Genomic DNA, 18590 nt, shown 5'->3' on the forward strand with positions numbered 1-18590 from the left:
AGGTTTCCTTAAACCCGACTTAAATAACCAGCGACACGGCCAACGGCAAGAACACCGCCGTGGCCACGCCCATCAAACTCATGGCCAGCGCCGCAAAGGCGCCGGTTTCTTCGCTTTCCTGCAAGGCCACCGAGGTACCCACGGCGTGGGCGGTCATGCCCAGCGCCATGCCGCGCGCCTCGGGGCTGTGCACGCCCAGGCGCGATAAATACGCCGGGCCGATCATCGCGCCGATCACCCCGGTGATCAGCACAAACACCGCCGCCAATGCCGCCACGCCACCGATCTGCTCGGCCACCAGCATCGCAATCGGCGAGGTCACGGACTTGGGCGCCATGGTCATCAGCATCATGTGTTCCGCGCCAAACCACCAGCCCAACAGCACGCACAGGCCGGTGGCCAATACGCCTCCCACCACCAGCGTAGTAAAAATCGGCCAGAACAATTGGCGAATCCGTCGCAGATTCAGGTAAAGCGGCACCGCCAGGGCCACCGTCGCCGGGCCCAGCAGGATGCTCATGATCTCGGTGCTCTTGCGGTACTCGACGTAGGTCAGGCCACAGCTGAGCAACACGCCGATCACCAGCAGCATCGACACCAGCACCGGCTGCAGGAAAATCCAGCGGGTTTTCTCGAAGCCGGCCAGCACCAACTGATAGGCGCCGAGGGTGATGCCGATGCCGAACAGCGGGTGATGAATGACCGCCGTCCAGGCGCCGTGCCAGTCGAAGATCATTGATCCTTCTCCTTGCGCTTGACCATCTGCTGCATCAGCACGCCGACAAACCCCATGGCGATCACCAACGACAACACCAACGCGCCGACGATGGCCCAGAAGTCGGCGGCGATGTCCTTGGCATACACCATCACGCCGACCGCAGGCGGCACCAGCAGTAGCGGCAAATAACGCAGCAGACTGCTGGCCGCCAGGCTCAGGGGTTCACCGACTTCGCCGCGCCACACCAGGAAGGCCAGCATCAGCAGCAGCCCGATAATCGGCCCCGGCAGCACCGGGACAAACAAATGATTGATCGCCGTGCCGAGTAATTGAAACAGCACCAGCCATGTCAGACCGCGTAACAGCATCCGTTCTTCCCCCCAAAAGCGTGTCGGCATTATAAGCACGCTGCCTCTATGGAGCGGCATTCGCCAAAAGCATGGTGGGTTGACCGGGCCAAGTGCCCGTGATGATCTACATTGGTTCTCTGGACCTGTCCAAAACTACAAAAACGATGAAGCCAACCGAGCAAAGAAGGAGAGTCGCAATGCCCTCAGTACCCGTAGAGCAACTCAAGGATTATGTCGGCAAGGACCTGGGACGTTCCGCATGGCTCACCATCGACCAGGAGCGTATCAACCTGTTCGCGGAAGCCACCGGCGATTTTCAGTTCATCCACGTCGACCCGGTGAAAGCCGCCAAGACGCCGTTTGGCGGCACCATCGCCCACGGTTTCCTGTCGCTGTCGCTGATACCCAAGCTGATCGAAGACATCCTGATCATGCCCGAAGGCCTGAAAATGGCAGTCAACTATGGCCTGGACAGCGTGCGCTTCATCCAGCCAGTGAAGGTCGACTCCAAAGTACGCCTGGCCGTGACCCTCACCGACGCCACCGAGAAAAAACCGGGGCAGTGGCTGCTTAAGGCCACCTGCACCCTGGAAATCGATGGCCAGGAGAAACCTGCGTATATAGCCGAGTCGTTGTCACTCTGCTTCGTCTGAGCCTGGCTGTGGTGAGCCCGCCCGCTCACCACAATTCATGTAAATTTATGTATAGATCTCGCAGCTGCGGCATACTCGGCGCTCAATTATCCGGATCCCGCTATGCGCCCACTCGCCCCCCTTGCTCTTGTCCTTTTGCTCACCGCGTGCGGCGACGGCGAATCGCTGTTGCCGCCCGATGCGCGGCTGCCCGATGGCGGTCGTTACCGGGGCGATGTGGTCAACGGCTTGCTGCAAGGCCAGGGCCGAGTGGATTACCCCAACGGCAGCTGGTACGCCGGCCAGTTCGATAAGGGCCAGTGGCACGGCCAGGGCGAATGGCATGGCAGCAATGGCGAAGTCTATAAAGGCCAGTTCCAGCAAGGCCTGTTCGACGGCCAGGGCAGCCTGACCACGGCGGCCAACAGCTACGTCGGCGGGTTCAAGCAAGGCAAACGCAACGGCGAAGGCACCCTCAAAGAAGGGCAGATGACCTATCGCGGCGAATTCAAGGACGACCAGTACTCTGGCCTCGGCCGCCTCGAGCTGGCCGACGGCAGCCAGTACCAGGGCCAGTTCGCCCACGGCAAGCCCAACGGCGAAGGCCAGCGCAACGACGACAGCGGCAACCAGTTCAGCGGCCACTTCGTCGATGGCCAGCTGGAGGGCAACGGCACCTTCAACAGCGCCGAAGGCGACATGTACATCGGCCACTTCAAACAGAACCAGCTCAATGGCAAGGGCCGTTATGAAAACGCCGACGGCGACGTGTGGATCGGTGAATTCAAGGAAGGCGCCCTCAGCGGCAAGGGCGAACTGATCGGCGTCGACGGCAGCCACTACGTCGGCCAGTTCGTTGACTGGCGCTTCACCGGCCCGGGCCGTCTGAACCTCACTGACGGCAGCTTCTATATCGGCGGCTTTGACAGCGACAGCTATCAAGGGCGCGGCACCCTGGTGCTCGCCGATGGCACCGTGCAGGCGGGCACTTGGGTCAACGGCATGCGCGTGCGCGACGCCGATGGCAAATTATTGCCTGACCCACTGGAGATCGGCCTGTTTGCACAAGGCCGCTTATTGGATGACGCCCTCGCCGCCGTGCCCGCGTCCAAATCGGGCGTGGAGCTGTACACCCTGGTGGTAGCCGGCGACGGCAAACAAAGTGTGTTCCTGCGTGAAGCCGACTACGTCAGCAACATGCTCGCCACCCGCTTCGGCGCCTACGGCCAGATCCGCCTGGTCAACCACCGCGACCATATTGCTGACCGCCCCATGGCCACCCGCGAAAGCCTGCGCCGCTCGGTCCAGACCCTGGCCGAACGCAGTGGCCCGCAAGACCTGGTGTTCATCTACCTGACCAGCCACGGCACCCACGAACACGAACTGGTGCTCGACCAGCCGCGCATGGAGCTGGCCGACCTGCCGGCCGATGAGCTGGCCGCCGTGCTGGCACCGCTGAAAAACCGCGACAAGATCATCGTGATTTCGGCCTGCTACTCCGGCGGGTTCATCCCGGCCCTGAAAGACGAACACACCCTGATCATGACCGCCTCACGGGCCGACCGCGTGTCGTTCGGCTGCTCCGAAGAGGCCGACTTCACCTACTTCGGCGACGCCCTCTTCGCCCAGGCCTTCAACCAGACCGACGATTTGCAGCAAGCCTTCAAGCTGGCGCAGACCCACGTGGCCGAACGCGAACAGGCGGATAACTTCGAAGCCTCCGAACCGCAGATCTGGGCCCCCAAAGGCGTGATCGCCCATTGGCAATTATTACGCAAACAGCAGGCACGAAAGGCGCTCGAAAGCGTCTCAATGAATAGCAAGGAAGCCAAGAGCAACTAAGCTGAATCTGTATAAAGGGGGAAACACCATGTACCTGACGCCTCAGCATATTTTGCTCGCCGGAGCGACCGGCCTGACCGGGGAGCACCTGCTGGACCGCCTGCTCAACGAGCCGACCGTGACCCGGGTGCTGGCACCCAGCCGCAAGCCGCTGGCCGAGCATCCACACCTGGAAAACCCGGTGGGCGACCCGGCGGTATTCCTGCCGCAGTTGAGCGGCCAGGTGGACATCGCCTTCTGCTGCCTGGGCACCACCATCAAACAGGCCGGGTCCGAAGCAGCCTTCCGCGCCGTCGACCTGGACATGGTCGTGGCCTTTGCCAAGCGCGCCCGGGAACTGGGCGCACGGCACCTGATCGTGATCAGCGCGATTGGTGCCGACCCGAAATCCTCGATCTTCTACAACCGGGTCAAGGGCGAGATGGAACAGGCGCTGAAGGCTCAGGATTGGCCACAGTTGACCATCGTTCGGCCTTCGCTGTTGCTGGGTGAGCGGTTGGAGCCACGCTTGGCCGAGCAACTGGCCGGGCCATTGTCGCGGCTGATTCCGGGCAAGTACCACGGCATTGAAGTGTGCGAACTGGCGCGCGCGATGTGGCGGCTGGCGCTGGAAGAGCAGGATGGGGTGCGGGTTGTGGAGTCGGATGAGCTGCGCAAGCTCGGCAAATAACCCGTCTTCCAGGCCGGACACAATCAAAATGTGGGAGCGGGCTTGCTCGCGAATGCGCAGTATCAGTCAATACATCAGTGACTGATCCACCGCATTCGCGAGCAAGCCCGCTCCCACATTAGAGAGTTGGTGCTCCTGAGATTGAGTACTACAGCCCACCCGTCGCGTTAAACCCAACCCCCAACACCGTCAGCACCGACAGCGGCAACAGCAGCGTGTCGAGCAGCGCGCTGGCCGGCAGGTCCACATGGGGATAGCTCGGCGCCTCGGCCCCAAAGCGGTCCATCGCGCAACACCCGCCCTGAATCGCATACATATCCAGGCGCGTCCCGGCATACACCACCGGCGCCCCGGGTTGCGCTGCGTCCAGCGTGCGCGCCGTCGCGCACCCCGTCAGTTGCAGCGCCAGCAAGGTCATCAGTAGTTTATTCATCACTGCTCAAATGGTGCTCGCCCCAGCGCGGCAGCATGTCCTGGGGGATGTTCAGCAGGTTGAGAATCCGCGCCACCACAAAGTCCACCAGGTCATCGATGGTCTGCGGCTGGTGATAGAAGCCCGGCGACGCCGGCAGGATGGTCACGCCCATGTTCGACAGCTTGAGCATGTGCTCCAGATGGATGCTCGAATACGGCGCCTCGCGCGGCACCAGAATCAGCTGGCGACGCTCCTTCAAGGTCACGTCCGCCGCGCGCTCGATCAGGTTGTTGCAGGCCCCTGTGGCAATCGCCGACAGGGTTCCGGTGGAACACGGCACCACCACCATCGCGGCCGGCGCGCCGGAGCCCGAAGCCACCGGCGACATCCAGTCTTCCTTGCCATAGACCTTGATCTGCCCCGCCGCCGCACCGGTGTACTCGGTGAGGAAGGCCTGCATCATCTGCACCTTGGGCGGCAACGCGACATCGGTCTCGGTGGCCAGTACCAGTTGCGCCGCCTTGGAGATCAGGAAGTGCACCTCGCGGTCTTCGCGCACCAGGCAGTCCAGCAGGCGCAAGCCATAGGGCGCGCCAGACGCGCCGGTCATCGCCAGGGTGACGCGTTCCGGGCCGCTCACTTCAGGGCCTCGGCGAGTTTGCCGTGCAGGCCGCCGAAGCCGCCGTTGCTCATGATCACCACGTGAGCGCCGGGCTTGGCCTGGTGTTTCACGTGCTCGATGATGCCTTCCAGTGAGTCGCAGCAAATCGACGGTACGGTGCACAGCGCGGCGATGGCGGGCAGGTCCCAGCCGAGGTTGGCCGGTGCATACCACACAGCCTGGTCGGCATCATTGACGCTTTCCGGCAAACCATCACGGTGGGCGCCCAGCTTCATGGAGTTGGAGCGCGGTTCGATAATCGCGATTACCTGGGCATCACCCACGCGCTTGCGCAGGCCATCCAGGGTGGTGGCGATGGCCGTTGGGTGGTGGGCAAAGTCGTCGTAGATGGTAATCCCATTCACTTCGGCGACCTTTTCCATACGGCGCTTGACGCTCTTGAATGCGCTCAAGGCGGCGATGCCCATGGATGGCACCACGCCGACATGCCGCGCGGCCGCCAGGGTGACCAAGGCGTTGGCGACGTTGTGCTGGCCCGTCATGTCCCAATCGACGATGCCCTGGGCGACGCCTTCGAACAGCACTTCAAATTTTGAACCGTCTTCACTCAGCAGCTTGACCTGCCATTGGCCGCCCGCGCCGGTGGTTTGTACCGGGGTCCAGCAGCCCATCTCGATGACCCGCTGCAGGGCTGGCTCGGTGGTCGGGTGAATCACCAGGCCTTCGCTGGGGATTGTGCGCACCAAGTGATGGAACTGCCGCTCGATGGCCGCCAGATCGGGGAAGATATCCGCGTGATCGAACTCCAGGTTGTTCAGGATCGCCGTGCGCGGGCGGTAGTGAACGAACTTGGAACGCTTGTCGAAGAACGCGCTGTCATATTCATCGGCTTCGATGACAAAGAACGGGGTGTCGCCGAGGCGCGCCGACACCGAGAAATTCTGCGGTACACCGCCGATCAGGAAGCCCGGGCTCATGCCCGCGTGCTCCAGCACCCAGGCCAGCATGCTGCTGGTGGTGGTCTTGCCGTGGGTTCCGGCAACCGCCAGCACCCAACGGCCTTGCAACACGTGGTCTGCCAGCCATTGCGGGCCAGACACGTAAGGCAAACCTTTATTCAGTACGTACTCGACCGCCGGGTTACCGCGGCTCATGGCATTGCCGATCACCACCAGGTCCGGGACCGGGTCGAACTGCGCGGGGTCGTAGCCTTGGGTCAGCTCAATGCCCTGGGCCTGCAGCTGCGTGCTCATGGGTGGGTATACGTTGGCATCGGAGCCAGTAACATGATGGCCCAGTTCTTTGGCGAGGACCGCCATCGAGCCCATGAACGTGCCGCAAATACCGAGAATATGAATGTGCATAGTCGACCTCGTAAAACATCGAGGCAGGTTAGCGTAGGGTGGAAAAAATCGCACCCTTTAGCTAACGGGCGATCCCGTGTTTGCGCAGTTTTCTATACAAGGTGTTACGGCTAACCCCCAGTTGCTCCGCCGTGTGGCTCATGTGCCAGCGCTGTTGCTCCAGGGCATTGAGCAGCGCCAGGCGCTCTGCATCGTCCAAGGGCGAATCCGAACGGTCCTCCACTACTGCCGGCTGCGGGCGCGCCTGGCGAATGACTGCCGGCAGGTCCTCAAGCCCAATCCGTCCGTCGTCACATAACGCCGCCAACGTGCGCAATACCGTGCGCAACTGCCGCACATTGCCCGGCCAGGCAAAGGCCAACAGTGCCTGACGCGCAGGACCGTCCAGCAACACCGGCTGGTCGCCCGCCTCCTCCGCCAGCAGAAAGTCCAGCAACTGAGACTTGTCGCTGCGCTCCCGCAACGGCGGCAAGGCGATTTCCAGACCGTTCAGCCGGTAGTACAGGTCTTCGCGAAAACTGCCGTCCTCTACCCGCCCCAGCAAATTACGGTGGGTGGCGCTGATGATTCTGACGTTCACCGCCTGCGGCTCGCCGCCGATGGGCACGACAAGTCGGTCTTCCAAAACCCTTAACAAGCGCGTTTGCAAAGCGAGGGGCATATCGCCGATTTCATCCAGAAACAACGTGCCACCATCCGCTTGTTGCAGCTTGCCGCGCATGCCTTCCTTGCGGGCGCCGGTGAAACTGCCGCCGCGATAGCCGAACAGCTCGCTCTCGATCAGGCTTTCCGGGATGGCCGCGCAGTTCAGGGCGATAAAGGCTTTGTCGGCCCGGAGGCTGGCATGGTGCACCGCCTTGGCAAACGCCTCCTTACCGGAGCCGGTTTCGCCATTGATCAGCAACGGCACGTCGCGCTCAAACACACGCAACGCCTTACGGAAATCGTTTTGCAGCGCCGCATCACCCAGGCAAATGCCCGGCAACCGAGGCCGTTCGGGCAAGGCCTGGGGAATCGGCACCGGCACGCTGCGGGGCTGGCCGCGCAACACCGCGAACAACCCTCGGCCATCGCGGGTACGCAGGGGCCAACTGGCGTTGGCATTCGCGCTGGCACGCCCGAGCAACTCGTCCAGGGAGCAATCGAAAAACGCCTCCACCGGCTGCCCCAACAGGCCTCCACGGATTTGCCCAAGCAGGTTCAACGCACTCTGGTTCACCGCACAAATGCGCCCGTCGCCATCGAACGCCAGCAACCCCTCACTGAACAGGCCCACGGACTCCGCCTGCAAATGAAAGCGCAGCAACCAGTGGTGCTCAAAATGCCGCAGGAAGTAACAGCTCTCGATCATCTTCGCCGAAAGATTGACCAGCGCCATGGTGTGGAATTGGCTCTGGCGCGATACCGCTTCCCGGGCCGAAGACACATCCAGCACCGCCAGCAGCTCGCCATGGGGGTCGAACACCGGGCTGGCCGAGCAGGTCAGCCCGGTATGCCGGCCGCGGAAGTGTTCATCGCGATGAATCGTCAGGGACTGGCGCTCCACCAGGCAGGTGCCGATGCCGTTGGTGCCTTCGCAGGCCTCGCTCCAGTCGGCCCCCAGCCACAGGCCGGCACGTTCGAAAATCTTGCGCTCGCTGGGGGCGGTGACGCAGTTGAGGATCACCCCACGGGCATCGGTCAGCAGCACGGCATGGCCGGCGCCGGAGAGCTGTTGATGCAGGCTGTTCATTTCGCTGCCGGCGATGCTCAGCACTTGCTGCAGGCGTTCGCGACTTTCCAGCAGGCGGCCATGTTCGAGCACCGTGGGCGCGATGGTCAGCGCAGGGTCGAGGTGATAGTCCTCCAGGCATCGCAGCCAGGAGCGGGCGATGGAGGGATCGCTGCCGGGGCCGTGCAACGGGTCCTGCCCACGGGTGACCGTCAGGACTTGCTGGGCATGGCGACTGAAATGATCGTTTTGCATGTTCTTATTATTCTCCCTGCATGAACTACCCCGCGCGAGTGCCCAGCATCCTCCAGCCTCCCGACCATTGCAATCCCGGGCAGACCCACCGGTCACAGGCTGTACCGCTTATGGCACAAACTGTCACCCAGGCTGTACCAAGCCTGCCACAGCACCGATTTGCAACAACCTCTAAACCCTTGATTTACAGGCTCTACGAGGCACTGGCCCGACCTTTGCTCTACGCTTTAACAAGCACAACCGTGCGTCCTCCAATAAACACAAAAAAGCCAGGAGATACCCACCATGCGTTACGCACACCCCGGTACTGAAGGCGCTATCGTTTCGTTCAAGGCCAAGTACGGCAACTACATCGGCGGTGAATTTGTCGCGCCGGTCGATGGCAACTATTTCACCAATACCTCGCCGGTCAACGGCAAGCCCATCGCCGAATTCCCACGTTCCACGGCCAAAGACATCGACAAGGCCCTGGACGCCGCCCACGCCGCCGCTGACGCCTGGGGCAAAACCTCGGCCCAGGACCGCTCGCTGGTGCTGCTGAAAATCGCCGACCGTATCGAACAGAACCTCGAACTGCTGGCCATCACCGAAACCTGGGACAACGGCAAGGCCGTGCGCGAAACCCTGAACGCCGACATCCCGCTGGCCGCTGACCACTTCCGCTACTTCGCCGGCTGCATCCGCGCCCAGGAAGGCAGCAGCGCCGAAATCAACGAACACACCGCCGCCTATCACTTCCACGAGCCGCTGGGCGTGGTCGGCCAGATCATCCCGTGGAACTTCCCGCTGCTGATGGCCGCCTGGAAACTCGCGCCAGCCCTCGCTGCCGGTAACTGCGTGGTGCTCAAACCCGCCGAGCAAACCCCGCTGGGCATCAACGTACTGATGGAATTGATCGGCGACCTGCTGCCGCCGGGCGTACTCAACGTGGTGCACGGCTACGGCAAAGAAGCCGGCGAAGCCCTGGCCACCAGCAAGCGCATCGCCAAGATCGCCTTTACCGGCTCCACGCCAGTGGGCTCGCACATCATGCATGCGGCGGCCGAGAACATCATTCCGTCCACCGTTGAACTGGGCGGCAAGTCGCCGAACATCTTCTTCGCCGACATCATGAAAGCCGAACCGCAATTCATCGAGAAAGCCGCCGAAGGTTTGGTGCTGGCGTTCTTCAACCAGGGCGAAGTGTGCACCTGCCCTTCCCGCGCGCTGGTGGAAGAGTCGATCTACGACGACTTCATGAAAGTGGTGATGAAGAAGGTCGAGTCGATCAAACGTGGCGACCCGCTGGACACCGACACCATGGTCGGCGCCCAGGCGTCCGAACAGCAGTTCGACAAGATTTTGTCCTACCTCGAAATCGCCAAGGGCGAAGGCGCCGAGCTGCTGACCGGTGGCAAGGTCGAGAAGCTGACCGGCGATCTGGCCACCGGCTATTACATCCAGCCGACCCTGCTCAAAGGCACCAACAAGATGCGGGTGTTCCAGGAAGAAATCTTTGGCCCGGTAGTGAGCATCACCACGTTCAAGGATGAAGCCGAAGCCCTGGCGATCGCCAACGACACCGAGTTCGGCCTGGGTGCCGGCCTGTGGACCCGCGACATCAACCGCGCCTACCGCATGGGCCGGGCGATCAAGGCCGGGCGAGTGTGGACCAACTGCTATCACCTATACCCGGCGCATGCCGCGTTCGGTGGTTACAAGAAGTCCGGTGTGGGCCGTGAGACTCACAAGATGATGCTTGATCACTATCAGCAGACCAAAAACCTGCTGGTGAGCTACGACATCAACCCACTGGGCTTCTTCTAACTCGCAACCCGCTCCCACATTTGAAATGTAATAAAAATGTGGGAGCGGGCTTGCTCGCGAATGCGGTGGGTCAGTTGAAAATTCAGTAACTGATGCACCGCATTCGCGAGCAAGCCCGCTCCCACACTTGATCTTCACAAGACCTTGCTACTCATTCGGCTTCCTTAAGTAAGCCGGGATAAAACAATAAGAAAGGGATTCCATCATGCCCAGCGAACCGAATGGCGCTCCGGCGTCCGGGTCTTCCGTCGACTTTGAAAAGGTCGGCAACGAATACTTCCAACAACGGGAACTGAAAAAAGGCGCTGCCGGCTGGGTGCTTCTGGTCGGTCTCGGGGTTGCCTACGTGATCTCCGGCGACTACGCCGGCTGGAACTTCGGCCTCGCCCAGGGTGGCTGGGGCGGCATGTTCCTCGCCACACTGCTGATGGCCACCATGTACCTGTGCATGTGTTTCTCCCTGGCCGAACTGTCTTCCATGATTCCTACCGCCGGCGGCGGCTACGGCTTTGCCCGCAGCGCATTCGGCCCCTGGGGCGGGTTCCTCACCGGCACCGCGATCCTTATCGAATATGCCATCGCCCCCGCCGCCATCGCGGTGTTTATCGGCGCCTATTGCGAGTCGCTGTTCGGCATTGGCGGCTGGATGATCTACCTGGCGTTCTACATCATCTTTATCGGCATCCACATCTTCGGCGTGGGTGAAGCGCTGAAGCTGATGTTTGTGATTACTGCCGTTGCCGCGATTGCTCTGGGCGTGTTCCTGGTGGCGATGGTGCCGCACTTCAGTGTTGCCAACCTGCTGGATATTCCAGTGACCGAGGCCAAGGGCGCCAGCAGCTTCCTGCCGTTCGGATATGTCGGCGTGTGGGCGGCGATTCCCTATGCCATCTGGTTCTTCCTGGCGGTCGAAGGCGTGCCGCTGGCCGCCGAAGAAACCAAGAACCCGAAACGCGACCTGCCTCGCGGCCTGATCGGCGCCATAGTGGTGCTGACCAGTTTTGCCCTGCTGATCCTGGTCATCGCGCCCGGCGGTGCTGGCGCCTATGCACTGATGGCGTCAGGCAATCCGCTGGTGGAGGCCTTGTCCAAGGCGTACGGCGGTTCCACGTGGATGGGCCACTTCGTCAATCTGGTGGGCCTGGCCGGGCTGATCGCGAGTTTCTTCTCGATCATCTACGCCTACTCCCGGCAGATCTTCGCCCTGTCCCGCGCCGGCTACCTGCCGCGCAAGCTGTCGCAGACCAACAAAAGCAAGGCGCCGGTCCTGGCCCTGGTGATCCCCGGCATCATCGGGTTTGGCCTGTCGCTGACCGGCCAGGGTGATTTGCTGATCCTGGTGGCCGTGTTCGGCGCGACCATTTCCTACGTGCTGATGATGGCCGCGCACATCACCTTGCGCATCCGCCGCCCCAAAATGGACCGCCCTTACCGCACACCGGGCGGTATCTTCACCTCGGGGGTCGCCCTGGTACTGGCCTGCATCGCTGTCGTGGCGGGCTTTCTGGTGGATCCGCGCGTGGTGATTGGCGCCGCGATCATCTATGGAGTATTAATTGCTTACTTTGCTTTCTACAGTCGGCATCACTTGGTAGCAGGCACGCCGGAAGAAGAGTTTGCGGCGATCCAGGCCGCAGAGGCCGCCTTGCACTAAACGCCGTAAACCTCGGCGCGGGCGCTTTACTCACATTCCGCCCGCGCCGAAAAGGAGACTCTGTATGGCAAGCTTTTCCCACGCGGTCGGTGCATTCACCTACCGCTTCGACAGCCTCAAGGACGTGATGGCCAAGGCCAGCCCGGCGCGTTCCGGGGATTTCCTCGCCGGTGTTGCCGCGCAGAACGACGGTGAGCGGGTGGCAGCGCAAATGGCCCTGGCCAATATTCCGTTGAAGCACTTTCTTGAAGAAGTGTTGATCCCGTACGAAAGCGACGAAGTCACCCGGCTGATTATCGACACCCACGATAAACAGGCGTTTTCCGTGGTCAGCCACCTGACCGTCGGGGGTTTGCGGGATTGGCTGCTCAGCGACGCGGCCGACGAACAAAGCCTGCGCGCCCTGGCACCCGGGCTGACACCGGAAATGGCCGCCGCCGTGTCGAAGATCATGCGCGTGCAGGACCTGGTACTGGTGGCGCAGAAGATCCGCGTCGTCACACAGTTCCGCGGCACGATGGGCCTGCGCGGGCGCCTGTCTACCCGCCTGCAACCGAATCATCCCACCGATGAACCGGCGGGCATCGCCGCGAGCATTCTCGACGGCCTGCTCTACGGCAACGGCGACGCGATGATCGGCATCAACCCGGCCACCGACAGCATCGCTTCAATCTGCGCCATGCTGGAAATGCTCGACGCGATCATCCAGCGCTACGAAATTCCGACCCAGGCCTGCGTGCTGACCCACGTCACCACCTCCATCGAAGCCATCAACCGTGGCGTGCCGCTGGACCTGGTGTTCCAGTCGATCGCCGGCACCGAAGCGGCCAACGCCAGTTTCGGCATCAGCCTGAGCGTGTTGCAGGAAGGCTATGACGCGGGCCTGAGCCTGAATCGCGGTACCCTCGGGCAAAACCTGATGTATTTCGAAACCGGCCAGGGCAGCGCCTTGTCGGCCAATGCGCACTTTGGCGTCGACCAGCAAACCTGTGAGACCCGCGCCTACGCCGTGGCCCGGCACTTCAAACCGTTTTTGGTGAACACCGTGGTCGGTTTTATCGGCCCCGAGTACCTGTACAACGGCAAGCAGATCATCCGCGCCGGCCTCGAAGACCACTTCTGCGGCAAGCTGCTGGGCGTGCCGATGGGGTGCGACATCTGCTACACCAACCATGCCGAAGCCGACCAGGACGACATGGACACCCTGCTCACCCTGCTGGGCGTGGCCGGGATCAACTTCATCATGGGCATCCCGGGCTCCGACGACATCATGCTCAACTACCAGACCACCTCGTTCCACGACGCGCTCTACGCCCGGCAAACATTGGGTTTAAAGCCGGCGCCGGAGTTTGAACAGTGGCTGGCGAAAATGGGCATCTTCACGCAAGCCGACGGCAAGGTGCACTTCGGCAACAGCCTGCCACCGGCATTCCGCCACGCCTTGGCGCAATTGGGATGAAGAAGGAACCGCCTGTGCACATCGACACCCCGGAAAACAACGTGGACAACCCGTGGCTGGAACTGCGGCGCCTGACCCCGGCGCGAATTGCCCTGGGCCGTACCGGCACCAGCATTCCTACCGGTGCGCAGCTGGATTTCCAGTTCGCCCACGCCCAGGCGCGGGACGCCGTACACCTGCCGTTTGACCATGTAGGACTCAGCAGCCAACTGGCCGAACGTGGTCGTGACAGCCTGCTGCTGCACAGTGCCGCCGTCGACCGTCACAGCTATCTGCAACGCCCGGACCTTGGGCGGCGCCTCAGTGATGAATCGGCCCAGACCCTGCGGGACTATGCCGCAGCCAACCCGGGCGGAGTGGACCTGGCGGTGGTGGTGGCCGATGGCTTGTCGGCGCTGGCGGTGCATAAACATACGCTGCCGTTTCTTACACGCATGGAAGAGCAAACCCACGCAGAGGGTTGGTCGCTGTCGCCGGTGATTCTGGTGGAACAGGGCCGCGTGGCAGTGGCGGATGAAGTCGGGCAGTTGCTGGGGGCGAAAATGGTGGTGATCCTGATCGGCGAGCGGCCGGGGCTCAGTTCGCCGGACAGCCTGGGCCTGTATTTCACCTACAACCCCAAGGTCGGCCTGACCGATGCGTACCGCAACTGCATCTCCAATGTGCGCCTGGAGGGCTTGAGCTACGGCATGGCCGCTCACCGCTTGCTGTACTTGATGCGTGAGGCTTGCCGCCGGCAATTGTCGGGGGTCAACCTCAAGGATGAAGCCCAGGTACAAACCCTCGAGTCGGATGATCCCGACCTGATGAAAGACAATTTCCTGCTCAGCCCGCCGAAGGACTGATCCTTGCACGATTGCGCTTTTTCTCCGCTTTAGGCAGCATCGAAACACGGCCGCTTGTGTGGTCATACCCCATTTGGAAGTTGAGGCCTGGCATGCGGATAACTCAAGCGACCCTGGAACACCTGGACCTGTTGACCCCGCTTTTCGTCAAATACCGTGAGTTCTACGGCGCGCTGCCTTTCCCTGATTCGAGCCGTGCCTTTCTGGAAAAACGCCTGCGCCGCAAGGAGTCCGTGATCTATCTGGCGCTGGCCGACGATGACGACAAGAAACTGCTCGGTTTCTGCCAGCTGTATCCAAGCTTTTCATCGTTGTCCCTCAAGCGCGTGTGGATCCTCAACGACATCTACGTCGCCGAAGACGCACGCCGGCAGTTGGTGGCCGACAACCTGATGCGTACCGCGAAGAAGATGGCCAAGGAAACTCACGCCGTGCGCCTGCGTGTGTCCACCAGCAGCGACAATCAGGTGGCGCAGAAGACCTACGAGTCCATCGGTTTTCGGGAAGACACCGAGTTCAAGAACTACGTGTTGCCCATCAGCGATGACTGACATCTATTAACCAAACCTCGTGCATCAGTTGTGGGAGCCCCCTCCCACACTGACTCGCTGTCTACAATAAGACCCATGTCGCGACATCCCCCGCTACAAAACCAACACGCTTTTCACGACTCTATCCGTATAATGCGGACCTTTCAGGGTCGTAAGAATTACGCCACAACCTTGTAGCCCTTATTACCCGAAGCCTCCGCACAGGCCCGCTGAGCCAGGCCATTCACACAGGTGCCATCCATGGATTTCAACCCGCTCGACCTTATCCTGCATCTCGACGTGTACCTCGACATGCTGGTGAGAAACTACGGAGTGTGGATATACGCCATTCTGTTCCTGGTTATCTTTTGCGAAACCGGCCTGGTGGTCATGCCCTTCCTGCCGGGTGATTCCTTACTGTTTATCGCCGGCGCCATCGCCGCAGGCGGCGGCATGGACCCGATATTGCTGGGCGGTTTGCTGATGCTCGCAGCCATCCTGGGTGACAGTACCAACTACGTCATCGGACGAACGGCCGGCGAACGCTTGTTCAGCAACCCCAACTCGAAGATATTCCGCCGCGACTACCTGCAAAAAACCCACGACTTTTACGACAAGCACGGCGGCAAAACCGTGACCCTGGCGCGCTTCCTGCCGATCCTGCGGACCTTCGCACCGTTCGTCGCCGGCATCGCGAAAATGCCTTACCCGCGCTTCTTCGGTTTCAGCGTGTTCGGCACCATCCTGTGGGTCGGCGGCCTGGTGACACTGGGCTACTTCTTCGGCAACGTGCCGTTCATCAAGAAAAACCTGTCGCTGCTGGTGGTGTTCATCATCCTGCTGTCGCTGGTACCGATGATCATCGGCGTGTTCCGCAGCCGCTTTGGCCGCAGCTCTTCCGAAGCCAAGCCGCAGTAACCTGCGATGTGGTCCCTGAGCGCCTGGCGTCGCCGGCGCCTGCTGGCCAAGCACCCGATTGCCGATGAAACGTGGCAGCGGGTGCGCCATCACCTGACCTTCCTCGACGGCATCACTGCCGAGCAAGACCAGTGGTTGCGGGAAGCCTGCGTGGTGTTCCTCGCCGAAAAACACCTCACCGCCCTGCCCGGCGTCGAACTGCACCAGGAACAACGCCTGCTGCTCGCCGCCCAGGCACAACTGCCGCTGATGAACCTCGGCGACCTCGACTGGTACCAAGGCTTCCACGAGATCGTGCTGTACCCCGACGACTTCCTCAGCCCCCAGCGCCATCGCGACGCCAGCGGCGTGGAACACGAGTGGGACGGCGAACACAGCGGCGAAGCCTGGCAGCAAGGCCCGGTGATCCTCGCCTGGCCCGGCGTACTGGCCAGCGGCAACTGGGAAGGCTACAACCTGGTGATCCACGAGCTGGCCCACAAGCTGGACATGCTCAACGGCGACGCCAACGGCCTGCCGCCGTTGCACCACGACATGCGCGTGCAGGAATGGGCCAGCGTCATGCAAAGCGCCTTCGACGACCTCAACCGCCAGCTCGACCGCAACCCAGACGCAGAGACTGCCATCGACCCCTACGCCGCGGAAAACCCGGCCGAGTTCTTTGCCGTCACCAGCGAATATTTCTTCAGTGCCCCGGATTTGCTGGTCAGCAGTTATCCACAGGTATACGAACAACTGAGCCACTTCTACCGCCAGGATCCCCTGGCGCGCCTGCATCAGCTGCAGGCCGCCGACGTGCGGTATCAGACTGAACGCCAAGCGCCGTACGACGTCTGACGCATGGCATCGGCGTCAGAATATGCCTATAATCGCCGCCACTTTTAGGCCAATCCGGCCATGTTTCATGGCCAACTACGGGGGCAACGCCCAATGAGCTACAGCAAGATTCCGGCTGGCAAAGACCTGCCGAACGACATCTACGTCGCCATCGAGATTCCGGCCAACCACGCGCCGATCAAATACGAAATCGACAAAGACAGCGACTGCCTGTTCGTTGACCGTTTCATGGCCACCCCGATGTTCTACCCGGCCAACTACGGTTTCATCCCCAACACCCTGGCAGACGACGGTGACCCCCTCGACGTGCTGGTCGTGACCCCTTACCCGGTTACCCCAGGCTCGGTTATCCGCGCACGCCCGGTCGGCATCCTGAACATGACTGACGACGGCGGCGGCGATGCCAAAGTTATCGCAGTGCCACACGACAAGCTGTCCCAGCTGTATGTCGACGTGAAGGAATACACCGATCTGCCGCCACTGCTGCTGGAACAGATCAAACACTTCTTCGAGAACTACAAAGACCTCGAAAAAGGCAAATGGGTGAAGATCGACGGTTGGGGCAACGCAGACGCCGCCCGCGCCGAGATCATGAAGTCGGTCGCTGCCTACAAAGGCTGATACCGCTACACGCTCAAAAAAAAGCCCCGATTAATCGGGGCTTTTTTTGTGGGGAAAATATAAACATTCGAGCACCTCAATAAACGCATTTACAGCAACTGTTTAACTAACTTAGTTAACCAGTAGAACATTCCTGCAATAAGGAAACACCTACATACGGCAACTCAACGCATGGTTTATTTGATCTCTTTTTACGGCCAGTAAACTCTGCGTTTATGAATACATCAGGTGATCGCTTAAGAGCGCTATTACGGGAAGTTCATCTTTCCGCTTCCGACTTCGCCAAGAACCGCGATGTTACGCCTCAACACGTAAACAACTGGTTCAAACGCGGCGTCCCCATGGGCCGGCTCAACGAGTTCGCAGAACTGCTGTGCGTTACCAGCCGTTGGCTGCGTACCGGCGAAGGCCCCAAACATCCACCCGCCAACTACCAACTGGACGGCCCCGATGCAGACAACTCCCACCGTATTGCCAGGGAAAGCACAGGCAACTACATCACCCACCCGGTCTCAGGCCCGGTAAAAATCGACGTGGAGATTCCCCTCCACCCCACCTTCACCTCAACCGAAAGCATCCGCCTCTCCCTGCACGCCCTTGAAAGCATCGGCGTAAGCCCGGAGCGGGCACTCGGTGCCTACATGGTTGGCAACAGCATGATCGACATCATCCAGGACGGAAGTACCCTCGCCATCGACTGTGGCCGCAAACAGATCATCGACGGCGAAATCTACGCGGTAGAGCACGACGGAATGCTGCGCATCAAATACCTCTACAACCGCCCCGGAGGCGGCCTGCGGATGCGCAGCCACAACAGCGCCGAGCATCCGGACGAGTTTCTGACTTACGAACAGCGGCACGAGCAGAACTTTGAGATTCTGGGTTGGGTGTTCTGGTGGGCGACGCTGAATAATCGTCGGCCGCCGGTGCCGCTGGATGAGCATTTATTGGCCTACGAAGGCTCTAAATCGGATCTGGAGCTGGGAAATTGAAGTGAATGTGGGTATTATCCGCCGCACATTTGGTAGGGGGTTGGCGTGAAGCCGGCCCGCCCTGCCTGGCGATGCGGAGGAGTTCCCGCTGATGCCCCTTATCACTCAGGCGCGAGTCTGGGTGAACGATTTGAAGGCTGGTGAGGCTTACCAAAAATAAGCTGAACCAGTCCCCGAGAAGCCGGCCACAAGCCGGCTTTTTAATGCCTGGAAGAAATGCGCTACACCTGCCAGGCATCGAGCTATTTGAGAACGCGCCAACCGCTCCAAGGCACGCAAGCCGTCTTTTCCATCCTCAGGACATTCGCCTGATACGTCGCTAAAAGCCCGTTCCAAGAACACGTTTCGC

18 protein-coding genes are annotated in these 18590 nt (G+C 61.1%); 12 read left to right on the forward strand and 6 right to left on the reverse strand.

Annotation, left to right across the window (positions count from 1 at the left end):
- Window positions 1–19 precede the first annotated feature (19 nt).
- Both NVB75_RS16285 and NVB75_RS16290 read right to left on the reverse strand, forming a co-directional pair.
- On the reverse strand, window positions 20–736 hold the full coding sequence (locus tag NVB75_RS16285) for an LrgB family protein (protein ID WP_017476260.1): 717 nt from the start codon (window positions 734–736) through the stop codon (window positions 20–22).
- Entirely contained in the window at window positions 733–1086 is a 354-nt protein-coding gene (locus tag NVB75_RS16290; RefSeq protein ID WP_017476261.1) for a CidA/LrgA family protein, read from the reverse strand. The genes NVB75_RS16285 and NVB75_RS16290 overlap by 4 nt, the downstream gene beginning before the upstream one ends.
- 179 nt (window positions 1087–1265) lie before the next feature.
- Between NVB75_RS16290 and NVB75_RS16295 the strand changes: the two genes are divergently transcribed.
- From NVB75_RS16295 to NVB75_RS16305, 3 genes are all read left to right on the forward strand, one after another.
- Window positions 1266–1721 (forward strand): MaoC family dehydratase, encoded by a 456-nt coding sequence (locus NVB75_RS16295; RefSeq protein ID WP_258348411.1) that lies wholly within the window; start codon window positions 1266–1268, stop codon window positions 1719–1721.
- Between the two features lie 102 nt (window positions 1722–1823).
- Window positions 1824–3542: a C13 family peptidase gene (locus tag NVB75_RS16300; RefSeq protein ID WP_258348412.1), complete on the forward strand. Its 1719-nt coding sequence runs from the start codon at window positions 1824–1826 to the stop codon at window positions 3540–3542.
- A gap of 28 nt (window positions 3543–3570) precedes the next feature.
- Window positions 3571–4212, forward strand: a complete 642-nt coding sequence (locus tag NVB75_RS16305) for an oxidoreductase (protein ID WP_258348414.1) — start codon at window positions 3571–3573, stop codon at window positions 4210–4212.
- A 148-nt stretch (window positions 4213–4360) separates the two neighbouring features.
- On the opposite strand, the gene NVB75_RS16310 is transcribed toward NVB75_RS16305, so the two are convergent.
- The 4 genes from NVB75_RS16310 to NVB75_RS16325 all read right to left on the reverse strand — a co-directional run bounded on the left by NVB75_RS16310 (window position 4361) and on the right by NVB75_RS16325 (window position 8579).
- Window positions 4361–4645 carry a YceK/YidQ family lipoprotein gene (locus NVB75_RS16310; RefSeq protein ID WP_063026896.1) on the reverse strand — a complete coding sequence of 95 codons (285 nt, stop codon included), beginning with the start codon at window positions 4643–4645 and terminating at the stop codon, window positions 4361–4363.
- Window positions 4638–5267 (reverse strand): flavin prenyltransferase UbiX, encoded by a 630-nt coding sequence (gene ubiX, locus NVB75_RS16315; RefSeq protein ID WP_003219402.1) that lies wholly within the window; start codon window positions 5265–5267, stop codon window positions 4638–4640. Before ubiX ends, NVB75_RS16310 begins: the two co-directional genes overlap by 8 nt.
- The gene (gene mpl / locus NVB75_RS16320) at window positions 5264–6613 is read right to left on the reverse strand and encodes a UDP-N-acetylmuramate:L-alanyl-gamma-D-glutamyl-meso-diaminopimelate ligase (RefSeq protein WP_177026234.1); all 1350 of its coding nucleotides are present in this window, start codon (window positions 6611–6613) and stop codon (window positions 5264–5266) included. Before mpl ends, ubiX begins: the two co-directional genes overlap by 4 nt.
- Before the next feature lie 61 nt (window positions 6614–6674).
- Window positions 6675–8579: a sigma-54-dependent Fis family transcriptional regulator gene (locus tag NVB75_RS16325; RefSeq protein ID WP_258348425.1), complete on the reverse strand. Its 1905-nt coding sequence runs from the start codon at window positions 8577–8579 to the stop codon at window positions 6675–6677.
- Window positions 8580–8864: 285 nt separating this feature from the next.
- On the opposite strand from NVB75_RS16325, the gene NVB75_RS16330 reads away from it, so the two are divergent.
- The 9 genes from NVB75_RS16330 (at window position 8865) to NVB75_RS16370 (ending at window position 18241) form a co-directional block, all read left to right on the forward strand.
- Entirely contained in the window at window positions 8865–10385 is a 1521-nt protein-coding gene (locus NVB75_RS16330) for an aldehyde dehydrogenase family protein (RefSeq protein ID WP_003219398.1), read from the forward strand.
- Between the two features lie 205 nt (window positions 10386–10590).
- Window positions 10591–12039: an ethanolamine permease gene (gene eat, locus NVB75_RS16335; RefSeq protein ID WP_258348426.1), complete on the forward strand. Its 1449-nt coding sequence runs from the start codon at window positions 10591–10593 to the stop codon at window positions 12037–12039.
- Window positions 12040–12103: 64 nt separating this feature from the next.
- Complete coding sequence (locus NVB75_RS16340) at window positions 12104–13498, forward strand: ethanolamine ammonia-lyase subunit EutB (RefSeq protein WP_063026888.1); 1395 nt, start codon at window positions 12104–12106, stop codon at window positions 13496–13498.
- The gene (gene eutC, locus NVB75_RS16345; RefSeq protein WP_258348427.1) at window positions 13495–14343 is read left to right on the forward strand and encodes an ethanolamine ammonia-lyase subunit EutC; all 849 of its coding nucleotides are present in this window, start codon (window positions 13495–13497) and stop codon (window positions 14341–14343) included. The genes NVB75_RS16340 and eutC overlap by 4 nt, the downstream gene beginning before the upstream one ends.
- A 92-nt stretch (window positions 14344–14435) precedes the next feature.
- Entirely contained in the window at window positions 14436–14894 is a 459-nt protein-coding gene (locus tag NVB75_RS16350; RefSeq protein WP_167665715.1) for an N-acetyltransferase, read from the forward strand.
- Window positions 14895–15134: 240 nt separating this feature from the next.
- Complete coding sequence (locus NVB75_RS16355; RefSeq protein WP_003219387.1) at window positions 15135–15791, forward strand: DedA family protein; 657 nt, start codon at window positions 15135–15137, stop codon at window positions 15789–15791.
- A gap of 6 nt (window positions 15792–15797) precedes the next feature.
- Window positions 15798–16628 (forward strand): zinc-dependent peptidase, encoded by an 831-nt coding sequence (locus NVB75_RS16360; protein ID WP_017476272.1) that lies wholly within the window; start codon window positions 15798–15800, stop codon window positions 16626–16628.
- A gap of 93 nt (window positions 16629–16721) precedes the next feature.
- A complete protein-coding gene (ppa, locus tag NVB75_RS16365) occupies window positions 16722–17249 on the forward strand; it encodes an inorganic diphosphatase (protein ID WP_003176323.1) in 528 nt (175 codons plus the stop codon).
- A gap of 215 nt (window positions 17250–17464) precedes the next feature.
- On the forward strand, window positions 17465–18241 hold the full coding sequence (locus tag NVB75_RS16370; protein ID WP_258348428.1) for an XRE family transcriptional regulator: 777 nt from the start codon (window positions 17465–17467) through the stop codon (window positions 18239–18241).
- Window positions 18242–18590 lie beyond the last annotated feature (349 nt).

Source organism: Pseudomonas sp. CBS, from assembly GCF_024734645.1.
Taxonomy (GTDB): domain Bacteria; phylum Pseudomonadota; class Gammaproteobacteria; order Pseudomonadales; family Pseudomonadaceae; genus Aquipseudomonas.

Coding starts and splice junctions, on each gene's coding strand:
- NVB75_RS16285 (WP_017476260.1), bottom strand. CDS start 736: ATGATCTTCGACTGGCACGGCGCCTGGACGGCGGTCATTCATCACCCG.
- NVB75_RS16290 (WP_017476261.1), bottom strand. CDS start 1,086: ATGCTGTTACGCGGTCTGACATGGCTGGTGCTGTTTCAATTACTCGGC.
- NVB75_RS16295 (WP_258348411.1), top strand. CDS start 1,266: ATGCCCTCAGTACCCGTAGAGCAACTCAAGGATTATGTCGGCAAGGAC.
- NVB75_RS16300 (WP_258348412.1), top strand. CDS start 1,824: ATGCGCCCACTCGCCCCCCTTGCTCTTGTCCTTTTGCTCACCGCGTGC.
- NVB75_RS16305 (WP_258348414.1), top strand. CDS start 3,571: ATGTACCTGACGCCTCAGCATATTTTGCTCGCCGGAGCGACCGGCCTG.
- NVB75_RS16310 (WP_063026896.1), bottom strand. CDS start 4,645: ATGAATAAACTACTGATGACCTTGCTGGCGCTGCAACTGACGGGGTGC.
- mpl (WP_177026234.1), bottom strand. CDS start 6,613: ATGCACATTCATATTCTCGGTATTTGCGGCACGTTCATGGGCTCGATG.
- NVB75_RS16325 (WP_258348425.1), bottom strand. CDS start 8,579: ATGCAAAACGATCATTTCAGTCGCCATGCCCAGCAAGTCCTGACGGTC.
- NVB75_RS16330 (WP_003219398.1), top strand. CDS start 8,865: ATGCGTTACGCACACCCCGGTACTGAAGGCGCTATCGTTTCGTTCAAG.
- eat (WP_258348426.1), top strand. CDS start 10,591: ATGCCCAGCGAACCGAATGGCGCTCCGGCGTCCGGGTCTTCCGTCGAC.
- NVB75_RS16340 (WP_063026888.1), top strand. CDS start 12,104: ATGGCAAGCTTTTCCCACGCGGTCGGTGCATTCACCTACCGCTTCGAC.
- eutC (WP_258348427.1), top strand. CDS start 13,495: ATGAAGAAGGAACCGCCTGTGCACATCGACACCCCGGAAAACAACGTG.
- NVB75_RS16350 (WP_167665715.1), top strand. CDS start 14,436: ATGCGGATAACTCAAGCGACCCTGGAACACCTGGACCTGTTGACCCCG.
- NVB75_RS16355 (WP_003219387.1), top strand. CDS start 15,135: ATGGATTTCAACCCGCTCGACCTTATCCTGCATCTCGACGTGTACCTC.
- NVB75_RS16360 (WP_017476272.1), top strand. CDS start 15,798: ATGTGGTCCCTGAGCGCCTGGCGTCGCCGGCGCCTGCTGGCCAAGCAC.
- ppa (WP_003176323.1), top strand. CDS start 16,722: ATGAGCTACAGCAAGATTCCGGCTGGCAAAGACCTGCCGAACGACATC.
- NVB75_RS16370 (WP_258348428.1), top strand. CDS start 17,465: ATGAATACATCAGGTGATCGCTTAAGAGCGCTATTACGGGAAGTTCAT.